This is a genomic window from Nonomuraea sp. NPDC050540, from assembly GCF_044457485.1.
Lineage (GTDB): Bacteria > Actinomycetota > Actinomycetes > Streptosporangiales > Streptosporangiaceae > Nonomuraea.
In genome coordinates, this window is record NZ_JBITHA010000009.1 from 102,626 (window position 1) to 118,550 (window position 15,925).

Sequence of the window (15,925 nt, forward strand, 5' to 3'; positions counted from 1 at the left end):
GCGAGATGATGTTCGTCGCGAGGCGGCGTGTTCCCGAGCACGGGGGTCTCCTGAACCCCGCGCCGCCTCATCGATTGGGAGAACATGCGCTTCAACAAGTCCCTGGCGGCTGCCGGTGCCCTCGGTCTCGCCGTACTCACCGCGAGCCCCGCTCTCGCGGACACCCCCACGGACCTCCCCGTCGCCCCGGTCGAGACCAGCTCTCCCGAGGCGCCGGTCGAGACGCCCAAGCCCTCCGAAAAGCCCTCAGAGAAGCCATCCGAGAAGCCCTCTGACAAGCCCGCGGCGAAGCCTTCGGCCAAGCCCTCGGCCAAGGCTTCGGCTTCCACCAAGGCCCCCGAGAAGAAGGAGGTGGAGCAGAAGGGCTCCATCACCCTCAGCTCCACGACGGCCAAGCCCGGCGAGATCATCACGGTCTCGGTCACCTCCACGCGCGAGGCCATCACGGCCATCACCTCGCGCGGCTTCAACCCGCCGTCCTGGAACGTGCCGGGCAAGCGCACGGACTACCGCTTCCAGGTACGCGTGTCGCAGACCCCCGGCGAGTACCCGGTCGACGCCCACTTCGCCGACGGCTCCTCCGCCCGCGCGGTGCTGACCGTCGAGAAGCCGGCCGCCGCCAAGACGAGCATCACCGTCGACCGGTCCAGCGCCAAGCCCGGCGACATCGTCAACGTGAGCGTCAAGTCGGACGGCCCGGATGTGAAGGCCATCACCTCGCGTGCCTTCTCCCCTGGTTCGTGGAACGTCCCCGCCGGCCACAAGGAGTACCGCTTCCAGGTCCGCGTCTCCGGCGAGCTCGGCGAGCACCCGGTCGACGCGCACTTCGCCGACGGCTCCTCCGCCCGGACGACCCTGACCGTCGAGAAGTCGGTCGACGTCAAGTACGGCGTCGCCGTCAGCCCGAGCGCCGCCGAGCCCGGTGACAAGGTCTCCTACACCGTCACCGGCAAGGCCGCCGACGCGTACATCGAGTCGCCGGCGTTCTGGGCGAAGATCACCGAGAACATGACGCTCGGCACCACCAGGACCGGCACCGTGCCGATCCGCCCGGACGCCAAGCCCGGCGTCTACCCGGTCGATGTGGTGTTCAAGGACGCCGCCGGCCGTACCGTGGGGACCGCCTCCACCACGATCACCGTGAAGGGCCCGGTCAAGCCGGTGCCGGTGACGGGGCTGGAGCTGGACCTGTCGCCGAGCAAGATCGTGGCGGGCCAGAGCTACTACGCCGGCGTCACCACCACGAACGTCAAGGCCGGCACCCCGGTCACCATCACCGACCCGGCCGGCCGCAGGCACGTCGTGCGCGTCGACTCCTGGGGTGAGGCGGGCGTCAAGCTGACCTCGCCCAAGGGCACGCGCCCCGGCGCGTACACCGTCCGGGCCTCGCTGGACAGCGGCCAGAGCACTTCGGCGCGCCTCACCGTGGTCAAGCGGCACCCGCACACCCAGCTCGCGCTGATCCTCGACCCGGACAAGGTGTACGCGGGCGGCAAGTTCACCGCCATCGTCGCCACCTCGTCGTTCGGCAAGACGACGAAGGCGACGATCACCGACCCGTCCGGCAAGCGGTTCACCGTGAAGGTCGGCAAGTCGGGCGTGGGCGCGAAGAAGTTCCACGTGCCCTCCAGCACCCGCGCGGGCACCTACTGGTTCAAGGCCAAGCTGGCCAACGGCGCCACCGACTGGGCCAAGCTCACCGTCAAGCCCCGCTACCGGGCCAGCGGCTTCACGCTGACCCCCAAGGGCGGCGCGGACACCGGCGGCGGCCTGCCCGAGGGCAACGCCAACTTCGGCGGGGTGGCGCTCGGCGGCATGCTGATCGCGGGCGGCGCGGGCTCGGCCCTGTTCGTCCGCCGTCGCACCGACGAGGCCTGATCGTGGAGCGCGCCCCGGCTCAACGCCGGGTCGCGCTCCTCAGAGGCGCGGCCCGTCCCGGCGGCGGGCCGCTCTTCTCGGGTACGGCCCGGCCGCCTGGCCTGGCCGTTCCTCGGGGGGTACGGCCCGGCAGCACGCGGGCCGTACCCCTTCCTTCCTTCGTCGACCGATCGGGGAACAGTCATGATCAGGAGCACGCTGGTCCAGGCCGCGGCGGCCGTACTGGTGTTCTCCGGCGGCCTGGCGGTCGCCGGTTCGTTCAGGGGCGAGCCTCTGCCCGCTCAGGCGGCGGAGACTCGCCCGGCCGCGGTGCCGCGGCAGGCGCCGATGTTCGCCGACGCGGACGCGGCCATGAAGAAGTCGGAGCCCGTCAGCGTCTCGATCGGGAGGATCGGGGTGAAGGACGCGCCGATCGACCCGGTGGGGCTCAAACCCGACCAGTCGGTGGAGGTGCCGCCGCTGGACCGGCCGGAGCTGGTGGGCTGGTACAAGCACCGGCCGACGCCGGGTGAGGACGGGCCGGCCGTACTGCTGGGGCATGTGGACGCGCACGGCAGGCCCGCGGTCTTCCACAAGGCCGGCACGCTCGGACAGGGCGACACGATCTCGGTCAAGCGGGCGGACGGCTCGGTGGCGGAGTTCGCCGTGGATGCGGTGGAGCGGGTGGACAAGGACGCCTTTCCCACCGAGAAGGTGTACGGCGCGACAGAGGGGGCGGAGTTGCGACTGGTGACCTGCGGCGGCGCGTTCGATCCCGCGACGGGCCACTATGAGGACAACGTCATCGTCTACGCGCACCTCACCGTGTAACCTAGCAAGCGCTTGATACTTCAGCGCCTCCGGAGGTTGCCCCGTGGAACTCCTGCCGATCAGCACCCCGCACTGCCGGATCGAGCGCGACGGCCACGTCGTGATCGTCACCATGAACCGGCCGGAGGCCCGCAACGCGCTCTCCTCCGACATGTTGATCGGCCTGGCCTCGGCCTGGGCCTACGTCTCGGCCGAGCCCGGCGTACGGGTGGCGGTGCTGACCGGGGCGGAAGGCACGTTCTGCGCCGGAGCCGACCTCAAGGCGATGGGCCAGCCGTCCCAGGACCCGGACGTGCAGGCCCGTGCCGCCCAGATCCCCAACTTCCACTGGAAAGGGCTGCTGCGGGAGGACCTGCCCACCAAGCCGATCGTCTGCGCGGCCGAGGGCTACGCGGTGGCGGGCGGAACCGAACTGCTCATCGGCACCGACCTGCGCGTCGTGGCCGAGTCGGCGACGCTGGGGCTGTTCGAGGCCAAGCGGGCGCTGTTCCCCATGGGCGGGGCGGCGATCCGGCTGCCACGCCAGATCCCGTACTGCCACGCCATGGACCTCCTGCTCACCGGCCGCCCGGTGACCGCCGCGGAGGCGCTGTCGATGGGCCTGGTCAACCGCGTGGTCCCCGACGGAGAGGCGCTGGCGGTGGCCAGGGAGATGGCCGACGACATCGCCGGGTCGGGACCGCTGGCCGTACAGGCGATCCTGCGGACCTACCGCGACACCCTGGGCCTGCCCGAGCCGGAGGCCCTGAAGGTCTCCGACGAGTACGGCTGGCCGGTCATCGGCTCCGAGGACGCCCGAGAGGGCTCCCGCGCCTTCAAGGAGAAGCGCCCCGCGACCTACCGGGGCGTGTAACCGCCGGTAGGGTGGCGGGGTGGAGGAGGCGGAGCGGTACCGGCGTGAACTGCACGTGCACTGCTACCGCATGCTCGGCTCCTACACCGAGGCCGAGGACGCCGTTCAGGAGACGATGCTGCGCGCCTGGCGCAGGGCCGACACCTACGAGGGCCGTTCCACCTACCGCGCCTGGCTCTACAAGATCGCGACCAACGTCTGCCTCGACCTTCTCGCCAAGCGCAAGGACGTGGTGCTGTCGGAGGCGCCGCTGTCGGATGTGCCGTGGCTGGAGCCGTACCCCGACCAGCAGCTTCCGGAGGAGCTGGCCGTCGCGAGAGAGACCATCGAGCTGGCCTTTCTGGCGGTCATCCAGCATCTGCCCGCACGCCAGCGCGCGGTGCTGGTCATGCGCGACGTGCTCGGCTGGCCCGCGGAGGAGACCGCCGAGGCGCTGGAGATGACGGTGCCGTCCGTCAAGAGCGCGCTCCAGCGCGGCCGGGCCACACTCCGCAAGCACCTTCCCGAACGGCGCGGCGACTGGGCGGCCGCCACCGAGCCGAGCCCCGAGGAGCGGGCCGTTCTCAAGCGCTTCGTCGAGGCGTCGATGAAGGCGGACATGCGCACGCTGGCGACCCTGCTGCGCGAGGACGCGCTGCAGGCCATGCCGCCGGCGATGATGTTCTTCCCTGGACGCCAGGCGATCCTCGACATGTGGGCGCCGGTCATGGCGGGCCAGGAGGCGTGGGGCGAGTGGCGGGCGCGTACCACCACCGCGAACAGGATGCCCGCGGTGGCCAACTACGTGCGGCGGCCGGGCGAGGACTTCTTCGGCGCGGTCAACCTCGACGTGCTGCGCATCGAGGACGGCCTGATCGCCGAGATCACCACGTTCGGGCCCGAGACGCTGCCCACGTTCGGGCTGCCGGAAAGAATCTTCGACTGAGACCGATTCCTTTCCGCGCGCCGCCCGGTCATACGGGCATGAACACTTACGACAGGCTCATCGGCACCTGGAAAGTCTCCGGCGGCACCACCGGCACGATCACCTACCGCTGGCTGGAAGGCCGCAACTTCCTCGTCCAGGACATCGCGATGGACAGCGAGACCGGCCCCGTCCTGGGCATGGAGGTCATCGGCAGGGAGATGCCGTTCGGCGCGGACAAGCCCGGCGACGAGGTCAAGTCCCGCTACTACGGCTCCGGCGGCGAGACCTACGACTACGTCTACGAACTCGAAGGCGACACGCTGACGATCTGGGGCGGCGAGAAGGGCTCGCCCGCCTACTACCAGGGCACGTTCAGCGCGGACGGCGACACCCTGACCGGCGCCTGGCACTACCCGGGCGGCGGCGGGTACGACTCGGTCTCCGTCAGGATTCCGTGATCCCGTCGAGCCGTTCGATCGCCTCGACATACTCCTCGACCAGCCCGAACATCACCTCCTTGACCGGCCGGACCTGATTGGTGATGCCGATGATCTGACCCGCCGGGAACGTGGCCAGCTCGGCGGCGTCGGATCTCCCGATCCGCCGCAGCGCATCGGACACCAGCATGAACTGCAGCGGCATCGGCAACGTCCCCGGGGAGTCCGCGGCTTCCCAGGCGTCGGTCCACTCGTTCTTGAGCAGGCGCGCGGGCTTGCCCGTCCAGCTGCGCGAACGGACGGTGTCGCGCGAGGTGGCTTCGAGGATGCGCGCCTTGGCCATGGCCGGGGTGTCGGCCTCCTCGGCGGTGAGCCAGAGCGAGCCGGTCCACACGCCTTCCGCGCCCAGCGCCATCCCGGCCGCCATCTGGCGGCCGTTGCCGATGCCGCCCGCGGCCAGCACGGGAACGTCCACGGCATCCACGACCTGCGGGATCAGCACCATCGTGGAAATCTCCCCGGTGTGCCCGCCGGCCTCGGTGCCCTGGGCGACCACGACGTCGACGCCCACCTCCACCTGCTTGAGCGCGTGGCGGGGCGTGGAGGCCAGCGCGGCCACCTTGACGCCGTGCCGGTGCGCCAGCTCGACGACGTCGGCGGGCGGCGGCCCGAGCGCGTTGGCCAGCAGCGCGATCGGATGCCGCAAGGCCACCTCGACCTGCGGCCTGGCGGTGGCGTCCGTCCAGCCGAGCAGGACCCTGCCCGCGTCGGCCGACGATTCCGGGACGTCGTGGCGCTGGAGCAGGTCCTCCACGAACGCCCGGTGCCCCTCGGGGATCATCCCCTGGAGCTTGCCGACGAGCTCCTCGGGCGCGAAGTCCGCGCCCTCGTAGGAGGCGGGCATGACCACGTCCACGCCGTACGGCTTGCCGTCCACGTGGTCGTCGATCCATTTGAGCTCCATCTCGAGCTCTTCCGGCGTGAAGTAGAGGGCGCCGAGGACGCCCATGCCGCCCGCCCGGCTGACCGCGGCGACGACATCCCGGCAGTGGCTGAAGGCGAAGATCGGCAGTTCGATCCCGAACATCTCGGTGACACGGGTCCGCATGGCCTGACGTTAATCCCGACTTCAGGTTAATTGCAACACGTTCTACTCTAGAACATCACGTCGGTACTGGTGGGTAACATCATGCAAGAACGTGTTCTAACTACGCTTCGTGGTGAAAACGAAGGGCCCGCCCCTGCCCAGGGACGGGCCTTTCGGGAAACCGGGTGTCAGCGCTCGGCGCGGCGGCCCACCAGGACGCCCACGAGCACGAAGGCGATGCCGACGATCAGCAGCACCAGCGGGATGATGTTCTTCAGGAGATTGATCTGGCTCTTGCTCTTCTGGGCGCTGGAAACCAGGTCGGTGACGGTCTGGTCGGTCATCTTCGCCGTGGCCACGAAGGCCAGCGAACGCTCGACGCCGTCCTGGGTCTTCAGCACCTCGTGGCGCTGCTGCTCCTGTTTGACCGGGGCGCCGGTGGCCGGCTCGATCCAGAAGGTGACCTTGCCGTCGTAGTAGCGGTCGACCTGGACGTCGCCCTCCTCGGTCATGCCGAGCACGGAGGCGGGGGCGGTCAGGGTCTCGGTCTTGGTGGAGGGGATCTGCTGCTCGAAGACGTAGACGGGCAGGCCGTTCACCGACTCCTCGCGCACGAACGTGGCGTCGAAGGCCTTCTGCACGCTGGAGTTGAACACCTTGTAGGTCTTCTTCTCCACGCCGAACGGGAACTTGTAGATCTGGCCCTCAAGGGTGACGGGGGCCTTCTTGACGTTGACGGCGCAGCAGTTCACGCCGGCGCCGGTGTACTTGTCGAACGCGCTGCGGCGGTCCGACAGGTCGATCTGGGGGCGCCGGTTCGTCACGTCGTTGACGACGGTGGCCTCGTCCCAGACGACCACGTCGTCCTTGGACTCCTTCACGTCGCCGCGGGTCGTGACGATGATGTCGAGGTCGGCGGTGAGGACCTTGAGGTCCTGCTTGGAGAAGTACTGCGCGCCCGTCGCCGTCAGCCGGGTGATGCCGAACTGGTTGGCCGGGGCGGCGATGATCTTTTCCGCCGCCCAGAACTTCACCAGCGGGGCTAATGCGATGAAGAACGCTCCGACCCCGATGAGAACAAGCGTGGAAATGCGACCCATCAACGGCTCCTAGAACGTGTTGTCGTATGACCCGGCGCTAGGGGACCAAAGTATGACAGTGAGTGACATGCGTCACCGGGCGGTATAGAGCCGCAACCAAATCGATAGAAACAGGTTCTAACGTGGGTTGGGTTATGGGAGACACTCCGGTGCGCGCCGATCTCGCGCGGTCCTTACGGCTGTTCCGCGCCTTCCGCTCCGAACAGAGCGACGGGGACGCCTACTACACGACGCTGGCCGCCGACACCGCCGCCCAGCTCGTGGGGTACGCGGACCTGGACGGCCGGACCGTGCTCGACGTGGGCGGCGGCCCCGGCTACTTCGCGCGCGAGTTCCGGCGCAGGGGCGCGCGCTGCGTCTGCGTCGACGTGAACGCGGGCGAACTGGCGGGCGGCGGGCTCCTGGGCAGCGCGATGGACCTGCCGTTCCGCGACGGCAGCGTGGACGTCTGCTTCTCCTCGAACGTGCTGGAGCACGTGCCGGACCCGTGGCGGATGGCCGCCGAGATGGCCCGGGTGACAAGACCGGGCGGCCTGGTCTTCCTCGCCTACACGAACTGGCTGTCGCCGTGGGGCGGGCACGAGACGTCGCCGTGGCACTACTTGGGTGGGGAGTTGGCCGCCCGGAAATACCACGACAAACACGGCCAACCGCCGAAAAATCGGTACAAGGAGAGTCTGTACCCCGTCTCGGTGGCCGCAGGCCTCCGCTGGGCCCGAACCACCGCCGAGGTCGAGCTGGTGGACGCGATCCCGCGCTACCTGCCCTGGTGGTACCGCCCGATGCTGAAGGTCCCGATCGTCAGGGAGTTCGCAACGTGGAACCTGGTGCTCGTCCTGAGGAAACGCCCGTGAGAAAACCCCCCAAAGACAAACTGGTAGCCGGCCCCCCACCCCCACCTTCAACCCCGCCCCAATCCCAAGCCCCCCACTCACCCCCAAACCCCCACCCGCGACCGACCCCCGAACCCCCTACCAACCAGTCGGCACCCACCGCCGCACCCCACTCCCCCGCCGCACCCACCAACCAGTCGGCACCCACCGCCGCACCCCACTCCCCCGCCGCACCCACCAACCAGTCGGCAAGCGGCAGCACGTCCGAAGGCTCCGCGCCTACCAACCGGTCGGCAAGCAGCGGGCCAACCCCTCACGCCACCGAACCCACCGAGCAGCCGCCAGACACCTGGCCAGCGCACCACCGCGCCGAGCCCACCGACCAGTCGGCAGGTGGCGAGGCGTTCGAGAGCTCTGCGCCTGCCAACTGGTCAGCAGGTGACGCGGCTCACCGGTCAGCAGGTGAGGCGGCTCCCCTTCCCCTCGCGCATGCCCCCGCCACCGCCTCGCCAGGGGGCGGCGCAGCAACCCCACACGGTCACACCACCAACCGGTCGGCAGGTGGGGGTGGGCGGGACGCGGCTCTGGATGGGATTCGGGGGTTGGCGGCGCTGGGGGTCTGGCTGTTGCATGTGGGAGGGAACACGGGGGTCATCTATCGGGATGGGATGTTCGCCTGGATGACCACGCGGCTCGGGATCGCGGTGCCGATCTTCTTTCTGCTTTCCGGGCTGCTGTTGTTTCGGCCTTGGGCCAAGGCCTTTGTCGAGGGGGCTCGGGCGCCTGGTACGCCGCGGTATCTGTGGCGGCGGCTTCTGCGGGTGTTCCCTGCCTACTGGCTGGTGACCGCGCTGGCGCTGTGGGCTTGGGGTTCGCTCGACGGGTACGGCTGGGCCACCTGGATGCTGATGCTCCAGAACTACACCGGCCAAGGTCAGGCCCCTGACGGGCTCTATCAGATGTGGACCATGCCGATCGAGCTGGCCTTCTATCTGGCTTTGCCGCTTATCGCCTGGTGTCTGGGGGTTTGGGCGCGGCGTGGGAATCGGGCGGTTCGGCTGTTGGGGGGCATCGCCGTACTGCCGGTGATCTCGATTGCCACGGTGGTGGCGGCGCATGTGTGGGATCAGCCGCAGATGGCCTTGTGGCTGCCGCATCACCTGATCTACTTCGCGGCTGGGATGGCCATGGCTGTTCTGTCGGTTTGGATCAAGGAGTCCCGGGCGCTGGACTCGCTGGCGCCGCAGTTGCTGGTGCTGGCGGTGCTGCTGTACGCGATGCTCAGTACGGAGCTGGCGGGGCCGCGTACGTTGACGTTGCCTTCGTTGTCGCAGTCGCTCTGGCGGATGATGTTGGAGACCGCGGTGGCGGTGCTGGTCGTGGCGCCGTTCGCGTTGGCGCCTCGTACCGACTCTTTGCGGCATCGGGTGCTGGGAAATCCCGTGTCGGCATACCTGGGGCGGATCTCCTACAGCGTGTTCCTCTGGCACGCGCCGGTGATCACTTTGTATTACAAGGTGACGGACGCGGAGCCGTTCAATGGGAACTTCTGGCCTGTCGCGACCTTCACGCTGATCGGGACGCTGCTGATCAGTGCGGGGAGTTACCACCTCGTTGAGGAGAACGCCCTGCGGCTCAGCGGGCTGCGGCGGCGAGCTCCTGCTCCACCACCGGGACCTCCGGCTCGGGAACCGTCCGGGGCGGCACGGTGACCAGGGCCCCGAACAGCGCTCCCATGGCGGCGCAGGCGATCAGCTGAGCCACCTGGTCGGTCAGGACCGGCAGATCGAGCCGGATCCCGGCCGCCACGGCCGCCGCCGCCAGCACGAACAGCACCGCTCCCAGCCACGGCGACGCCACCATCCCCGCGATCCGGCCGCCCCGGCCGTGGGTCGCCTCGGGTACCTCACCCGGAGCTGGGGCACCCGTGCCGGGCAAGGACGCGGAGACGGAGACGACGGCCGAGCCGCGCAAGGGCACAGACGCCGGTGCGGTGGCCTGGGGTGTCGGGACGGGCGTGCTCTCAGGGCCGGGCGAAGGGGTTTGGGCCTGCGGGGACGGGACGGCGCCGTGGGCGGGCTTGGCGGGATGGCCGTGGGCGGGCGCGGGAGTGTGGGCGGGCGGCCGCGCGGAAGCGCCGCCATAGGCAGGCGTGGGGGTGTGGCCGGGTGGCGACGTGCGGTCGCTGCCGGGGGCGGGAGCGGGTGACGGCGTGGTAACTCGGCCGTAGGAGGGGGTGGGTGTGCGGGTCTGGGTTGTGGTGGGGTGGAGGCGGGTTAGGAGGACCAGGGCGGTTGTCGCCAGGACGGCGGCCATGCCGGGCCAGCTGGCCACCCAGCCGCCGAACGCCAGACCCAGCACGATCACGTACGGCACCCGCCACCGGTCCAGCCGCGACCGGTGAGCGGGCGCGGTCCGCAGGACATGCTCAGGACGTGGCCCACGCATGACGAGCGCCAGCAACGCGAGCCCCGCGATGCCCGCCAGCCCCGCCGCCAGCGCCAGCCAGTAGGTCCGGTCAGGCCCGTATGAGAGGCGTACGGTCCCGGTGGTGCCCGCGGGCAGTTCCCAGGCCTGCTTCCAGCCGTCGATCCGCACCGGCCGCAGTGTCTGGCCGTCGAGTTCGGCCCGCCACCCCTCGTTGAAGTTCTCGTTGACGATGAGGAAGGAGTCCTTGGGCGCGGTGACGCGTACCTCGCGCAGGGACGGCGTCCAAGTGCCCTGGACGGCGGCGCCGGCGACGGCGGGTGAGCCGGGCTGGAGCGAGCCGACCATCAGGCTGGACACCGCCCAGGGCTCCCAGCCGGGGATCCTGACACGGTTGGCGCCTGGGGAGATCGCGGCCTTGGCGCAGCTGACGAAGCGGACGGGCCGCTGTTCCAGCAGGTCGGCGTAGGTGCCGCTGACCTTGGTCTGGACCTGCTCGCCGTTCAGCTGAAGGGTGGGGCCCTGCCCGCAGCCCAGGCGGAACGGGATGCCCTCGGGGCGGCTGGCCGGGGTCACTCCGGGGATGATCAGCTCGGTCACCTGGAGGCGGCGGGAGGCGGCGAAGAAGCGGAGTTTGAGTGTGCGCGTGGTCATGGGCTTGAAGACCAGGTTGCCGCCGGCGTCGACGCGGGCGCCGCGGGTGGCGCCCTTGTCGCCGGTGACGATGACGTCCAGGGGTTCCTTGTCGCCGCCCGGCCGGGCGATCTGGATCCGGGAGAGCGTCTTCGGCTTCTTCCAGCCGATGGTCAGGGCGGGCTCGGCGTCGGGGCCGGCGGGGATCCAGGTGGTGCCGGCGTCGGCGTCGAAGGCGGAGCGGGGGGCGACGACCGGGTCCTTGCTGACCTGGGAGGTGCCTTTGACGGTGGGCAGGTCGTCGGTCAGGCGGGTGTAGCGGTCGACGAGCGCGGGGTCGCGCAGGACGGCGAAGCCGCTCAGCCCGCTCTTGGCGTCGTCGGCGGCGGTGAAGGTGCGGTCGAAGCCGGCCCCTTCCTCGCCGGGGCGTTCCAGGAGGGGGTTGCAGACCCAGCGGGCCTGGTTGCGCATGCAGCGGGGGCGTTCGTCGACGCCGCGGTCCATGACGTAGACGTCGCCGGTGGCCTGCGGCAGCCGGATGGTACGGCCGGGCAGCAGGCCGGGGATGGCGATCTCGCTGATGCCGACCCGCTCGACGAAGTTCCAGGAGCGGCTCGTGGTGGCGACGACCTTGATGCGTAGCCAGCCGGTGGCGCCGGACGGGACGCGCAGGCTCTGCGGGCTGTTGGTCTGCTGGACGTCCTGGACGATCCGCCCGTTCTCGGTCTCCACGGCCACGGTCTTGATGGACTGGCCGAGCAGCACGTTGTTGGTGAAGGTGACCTTCATGCCGGGCAGCGCGCGTTCGGCGGGGAAGTCGAGGCGCAGCCACTCGCCCACGGGCGGTTTCCAGCCGCTGGTCTCCCAGTTGGTCTCGTAGTCGCCGTCCAGGGCTGCCCACGGGCTGCGTCCCGAACTGCTGATGCCGGGTACGGCCCCGGCGTCGGCGGCGGAGGAGGAGGCGGTCACGGCGGAGACGCCCTCGTACTCGGCGGTGGCGGTGTCGTCCAGCCAGCCGTCTTCGAGCAGGTCGAGGGCGCGTACGCCGGTGAAGTCCTCGCGGTGGTCGGCGGTGAGCGTCTGGGTCCAGTTGGAGCGGATCTCGCCGAAGTGGCGCTCGCGCAGCCGGAGCGCGTCGCTGACCACGGTCGGCGCCTCGCGGGTGCCGGCGTCGCCGTTGACCAGGACGGGCGAGTCCCCCAGCAGGCCGAGGTCGCCCATGGACAACAAGGAATCCGGCCCACCGCGTACGGCCAGCGCGTCGCCGGCCGGAAGCACCCCGACCGCCCCTGAACTTCCCGACACCTCATACAGGTCCAGGGCGGCGAAGGGCCAGTCGACGGAGTTCTCGGCGTCGTCGGTCTTGGTGTCGCCGACCTCGCCGCCGAACGACTGCAGCCGGGTGATGCCGGGTGACTCGCGCAGCGCCTCGTAGATCCTGGAGGGGTAGGCGCCGGCGATGGCGGCCCGGTTCAGGTCGTTGCGGACGAGCAGGTAGCGCACGCCCATGCGGCGCAGGACCTCGGTCAGGCCGGGCGAGCCGTGCCCGGCCGCGAAGCGCTGGTCGACGGCGTCGAGCAGCCGGCTGAGCCCGATCGAGCCGGCCGCCGTCACCTGCCTGGTCGTCCAGCGGGCGGCGAACATGGGCTGCATGGGGTCGTCCATGGGCCGGCCCCACAGGTACTCGCCGAACTTGGCGCCGGGCACGACCAGGACGCCTTCGCCGCCGGCGTTCTCGTTGACCCAGGCGGCGGCCTGGCGCCAGTAGAGCGGGACCTCCTTGAAGTGCCCCGGAGCGCCCAGGCCCTGGTTGAACACGGGCAGCACCAGGCAGGCGAAGGCGGTCGCGGCCACGGCCTTGACCGGCACGCGGACCTTGAGGAGGAGGTGGGCCAGGCCGAGGGCGAGCGGCAGCCGTACCAGAGGATCGAATTTGCGCAGGTTGCGCAGCGGGGCCAGCGGACCGTCGAGCAGCCAGCGCACGGGCTCGGCGACGACGGGCTCCAGCGCGCTCATGTGGCCGGCGGTCAGCGCGGTCACGCCGACGAGGAAGAGCGCGATCACGAAGCCGCGCGCGGGCAGGTCGCGGTGGGCGAGGCCGGCCAGGCCGAGCGCGGCGATCACGCCGGTCACGACGATCATGAGCGCGGAGGTCGCGATGGCGAAGCTCGCGGGCTGGGTGTCCACGCCGTTGACGGTCAGGAAGCGCACCCAGTCGGAGGCGCCGCGCAGCACGTTGGTCAGCGAGGTGACCTGGGTGGTGGCGGTGGAGGTCTCGGTGTAGGGCAGGAAGGAGAAGGCGTACCGGCCCACGAGCAGCAGCGGCAGCCACCAGAACAGCGTGGCCACGCCCACCGCGCCGCTCCACCAGGCCAGCATGCGCCAGCGCGGGACGGGCTTGGGCCTGGTCACGATGTAGAGCACGGGAGCGATGAGCACGGCCAGCACGGCGACGGCGTTGACGCCGCCGCAGAGGGCGACGGCCAGGCCCGATCTGATCGCCGCCCTGGCCCGCTGGCCGGTCTCGGCGGCGGTCAGCAGCGGGAGCAGGATCCACGGCAGCATCGCGGCGGGCAGCCACTCGGCGGAGATCTCGCCGATGATCGACAGCACGCGGGGCGCGATCGCGTACGCCAGGGCGCCCGCGACACGAGTGCCGGGGTTGCCGATGCCGAGTTGCCTGGCCAGCCGTTCCACACCGAGGAACGCGACGCACATGAGCAGTGTCAGCCAGAGCCGCTGGGTGATCCAGGGGTCCAGGCCGAGCAGCTCGCCGAGGGCGAAGAACGGGCCCATGGGGAAGAGGTAGCCGGCGACCTGGTTCTGGAGCTGGCCGAAGTGCTGGAGGTCCCAGAGGTGGGCCAGGCGTTCCAGCCAGCCGACCGGGTTGAGCGCGAGGTCGATCTTGGTGTCGGCGATGATGTCGCCCGGACTGGTGGTGAACGCCAGGACGGCGAAGCCGAGGCAGCAGATCGCCAGCCAAAGCCGGTGCCTGGCCCGCCCGCTGACCGGGGTGTCGTTCACGACGGCTCCCAACCGAAGACCCGCATCGGAGCGACCGGACGGCCGAGGGCCAGCGTGGCCAGCCGTTCGGCGCTGTTGTCCCAGCGGAACCTCGACGCCCAGGTGCGGCAGCTCGCGCTCTGGGCGCCGTCGAGCTCGTCGAGCGCGGCGGCGATGCCCTTGGCCAGGTCGGCGCCCTCGGACACGAGCCAGCCGGTCTCGCCGTGGCGGATGGCGTCCCTGAGCCCGTCCACGTCGAAGGCGACCGTGGGCACGCCGAGCGCGGCGGCCTCCAGCACGCACAGTCCCCAGCCCTCGCCCTGGGAGGCGTTGACCTGCAGCCACGCGGTCGAGATGAGCCGTTCCTTCTCCTCTTCGGACACGTAGCCGTGAATGGTCACGCCTTCCGGCAGCCGCGCGCGCAGCCGTTCCTCCTCTGGGCCGCGGCCGACGATGTCCACGGTCAGCTCGGGCCAGCGTTCGCGCAGCTCGGGCACGGCGTCGAGCAGCAGGTCGACGCGCTTGTGCGCGACCAGCCTGCCCACGCAGACGAGCTTGGGCGTACGGCTGCGCGCCGCCCGGTGATCCGTGCCCGGTTCGACGCCGTTCGGGACGATGTCGATCGGGCCGTGCCAGCCGAGCCGTTCGCGCATGGCCGCCACCGTCGAGGGGGAGACCGCGACGCTGCGCCGCCCGCGGTAGGTCCAGCGCGAGGCCGGGCCCTCCAGGAAGCAGCCCAGCATGGCCAGCCACCGCGGCAGGTGCACGTCGAACTGCCGGTCGTGCACGTGGTGCACGACGCAGATCACTCTGGTACGGCGGCGCAGCACCCACGGCGTGAAGAACGGGATGCCGTTCTGGCAGTCGAGCACGACGTCGAACCTGTTCCTGCGGCGCAGCAGCCAGGCCAGCACCAGCGGGTAGACGGTGAACAGGCCGCCCATCCTGGCCAGCCGTACCCCGTCGACGGTCTGGTGGCGGGCCTGGCCGGGCGCGCGCGCCGTCACGAAGCTCACCCGCGCGCCCGCGCGGGCGAAGCGCCTGGCCATCTGCCAGGCGTAGGTCTCCGCGCCGCCGGCGGCCGGGTGCCACGGATCCCGCCAGTTGACGACGGCGACGCGTAGTCCTTCGAGTTCGGACGGGATCACGAATATCCGACGGGGTCGGGCGCGTGCTCCCACGCCGGGCGTACGACGCCGCGTGACTCGGCGCGCAGCCGCAGCCAGATCCCGCCGAGTTCGAGCAGGATCCCGGCGCTGTGGCGGGCCGGGGAGAAGCGCGATCCCGGCATGTCGTGCCATTGGATGGGGATCTCCATCGCCGCGGAGCCCAGCGCCGCGCACCGGGCGAGGAACTCCACGTCGAAGGCGAACCCGGGCGTGCGCATGCGTGCGGCCACCTCGCGGGCGAGCCGGCCGTCGAAGAACTTGAAGCCGCACTGCGTGTCGCTCACCCCGCGGACGAGACGGCGGGCGAGCGCGCGGAAGCCCACGGCGCCCAGTTCGCGGACACGGCTGTGGCGGTTCTCGACCTCGGAGAACGTGTGCGCCCGCGAGCCGACGACCACGCGCTCCCCGGAGAGCAGCAGACCGACGGCCACGTCGACCGCGTCGAGGTCGGTGGCCATGTCGGCGTCGCAGAACCCGACCAGCGGGGCCCGCGTCTCCAGTAGTCCCGCCCGCACCGCGGCGCCCTTGCCGGGGACGGGGCAGGCGATCAGGCGGACCGGAACCTCGCCCTCCGGCCACGTCTTGACGATCTCGGCTGTGGTGTCCGTGCTGTTGTTGTCGACGACGATGACGGCGGCCGGGAACGGCATTTGGGCAAGCTTCGCGCACAGCTGCAGGAGGCCCCCGGGGAGTCGTCGTTCCTCGTTGTAGGCGGGGACGACGATCTCAAGCAGTGGTGTACGGCTTACCCGCGCGTCCCCTCGGCGGGACGGCGGCATGACGTGCGG

General features: G+C 70.6%; 12 protein-coding genes. 7 read left to right on the forward strand and 5 right to left on the reverse strand.

Translation table 11 applies throughout. From position 1 onward, the window contains the following. The first annotated feature begins 84 nt into the window (after positions 1–84). The 5 genes from ACIBI5_RS29540 (at position 85) to ACIBI5_RS29560 (ending at position 4,906) form a co-directional block, all read left to right on the forward strand. On the forward strand, positions 85–1,878 hold the full coding sequence (locus tag ACIBI5_RS29540; protein ID WP_397252006.1) for a hypothetical protein: 1,794 nt from the start codon (positions 85–87) through the stop codon (positions 1,876–1,878). Positions 1,879–2,061: 183 nt separating this feature from the next. Further along, positions 2,062–2,688 (forward strand): class F sortase, encoded by a 627-nt coding sequence (locus tag ACIBI5_RS29545; protein ID WP_397252007.1) that lies wholly within the window; start codon positions 2,062–2,064, stop codon positions 2,686–2,688. Between the two features lie 43 nt (positions 2,689–2,731). Continuing rightward, positions 2,732–3,541: a crotonase/enoyl-CoA hydratase family protein gene (locus ACIBI5_RS29550; RefSeq protein ID WP_397252008.1), complete on the forward strand. Its 810-nt coding sequence runs from the start codon at positions 2,732–2,734 to the stop codon at positions 3,539–3,541. 19 nt (positions 3,542–3,560) lie between these two features. Beyond that, the gene (locus tag ACIBI5_RS29555) at positions 3,561–4,466 is read left to right on the forward strand and encodes an RNA polymerase subunit sigma-70 (RefSeq protein ID WP_397252009.1); all 906 of its coding nucleotides are present in this window, start codon (positions 3,561–3,563) and stop codon (positions 4,464–4,466) included. A gap of 38 nt (positions 4,467–4,504) precedes the next feature. Continuing rightward, a complete protein-coding gene (locus ACIBI5_RS29560) occupies positions 4,505–4,906 on the forward strand; it encodes a hypothetical protein (RefSeq protein WP_397252010.1) in 402 nt (133 codons plus the stop codon). Here the strand turns inward: ACIBI5_RS29560 and ACIBI5_RS29565 are convergent. Beyond that, positions 4,893–5,993 (reverse strand): NAD(P)H-dependent flavin oxidoreductase, encoded by a 1,101-nt coding sequence (locus ACIBI5_RS29565; RefSeq protein ID WP_397252011.1) that lies wholly within the window; start codon positions 5,991–5,993, stop codon positions 4,893–4,895. The genes ACIBI5_RS29560 and ACIBI5_RS29565 overlap by 14 nt on opposite strands. A gap of 167 nt (positions 5,994–6,160) precedes the next feature. Then, positions 6,161–7,072, reverse strand: a complete 912-nt coding sequence (locus ACIBI5_RS29570; protein ID WP_397252012.1) for a DUF3068 domain-containing protein — start codon at positions 7,070–7,072, stop codon at positions 6,161–6,163. A 134-nt stretch (positions 7,073–7,206) separates the two neighbouring features. Between ACIBI5_RS29570 and ACIBI5_RS29575 the strand changes: the two genes are divergently transcribed. Together ACIBI5_RS29575 and ACIBI5_RS29580 are read left to right on the forward strand one after the other, a co-directional pair. Beyond that, positions 7,207–7,926: a class I SAM-dependent methyltransferase gene (locus tag ACIBI5_RS29575; protein ID WP_397252013.1), complete on the forward strand. Its 720-nt coding sequence runs from the start codon at positions 7,207–7,209 to the stop codon at positions 7,924–7,926. Next, entirely contained in the window at positions 7,923–9,617 is a 1,695-nt protein-coding gene (locus ACIBI5_RS29580) for an acyltransferase family protein (RefSeq protein ID WP_397252014.1), read from the forward strand. Before ACIBI5_RS29575 ends, ACIBI5_RS29580 begins: the two co-directional genes overlap by 4 nt. On the opposite strand, the gene ACIBI5_RS29585 is transcribed toward ACIBI5_RS29580, so the two are convergent. From ACIBI5_RS29585 to ACIBI5_RS29595, 3 genes are read right to left on the reverse strand one after another with little or no spacing between them, the layout of a single operon-like run. Further along, positions 9,541–13,989: an alpha-(1->3)-arabinofuranosyltransferase family protein gene (locus tag ACIBI5_RS29585; RefSeq protein WP_397252015.1), complete on the reverse strand. Its 4,449-nt coding sequence runs from the start codon at positions 13,987–13,989 to the stop codon at positions 9,541–9,543. The genes ACIBI5_RS29580 and ACIBI5_RS29585 overlap by 77 nt on opposite strands. Beyond that, complete coding sequence (locus tag ACIBI5_RS29590; RefSeq protein WP_397252016.1) at positions 13,986–15,116, reverse strand: glycosyltransferase family 4 protein; 1,131 nt, start codon at positions 15,114–15,116, stop codon at positions 13,986–13,988. Before ACIBI5_RS29590 ends, ACIBI5_RS29585 begins: the two co-directional genes overlap by 4 nt. Beyond that, complete coding sequence (locus ACIBI5_RS29595; protein WP_397252017.1) at positions 15,113–15,916, reverse strand: glycosyltransferase; 804 nt, start codon at positions 15,914–15,916, stop codon at positions 15,113–15,115. The genes ACIBI5_RS29590 and ACIBI5_RS29595 overlap by 4 nt, the downstream gene beginning before the upstream one ends. Between the last annotated feature and the right edge of the window lie 9 nt (positions 15,917–15,925).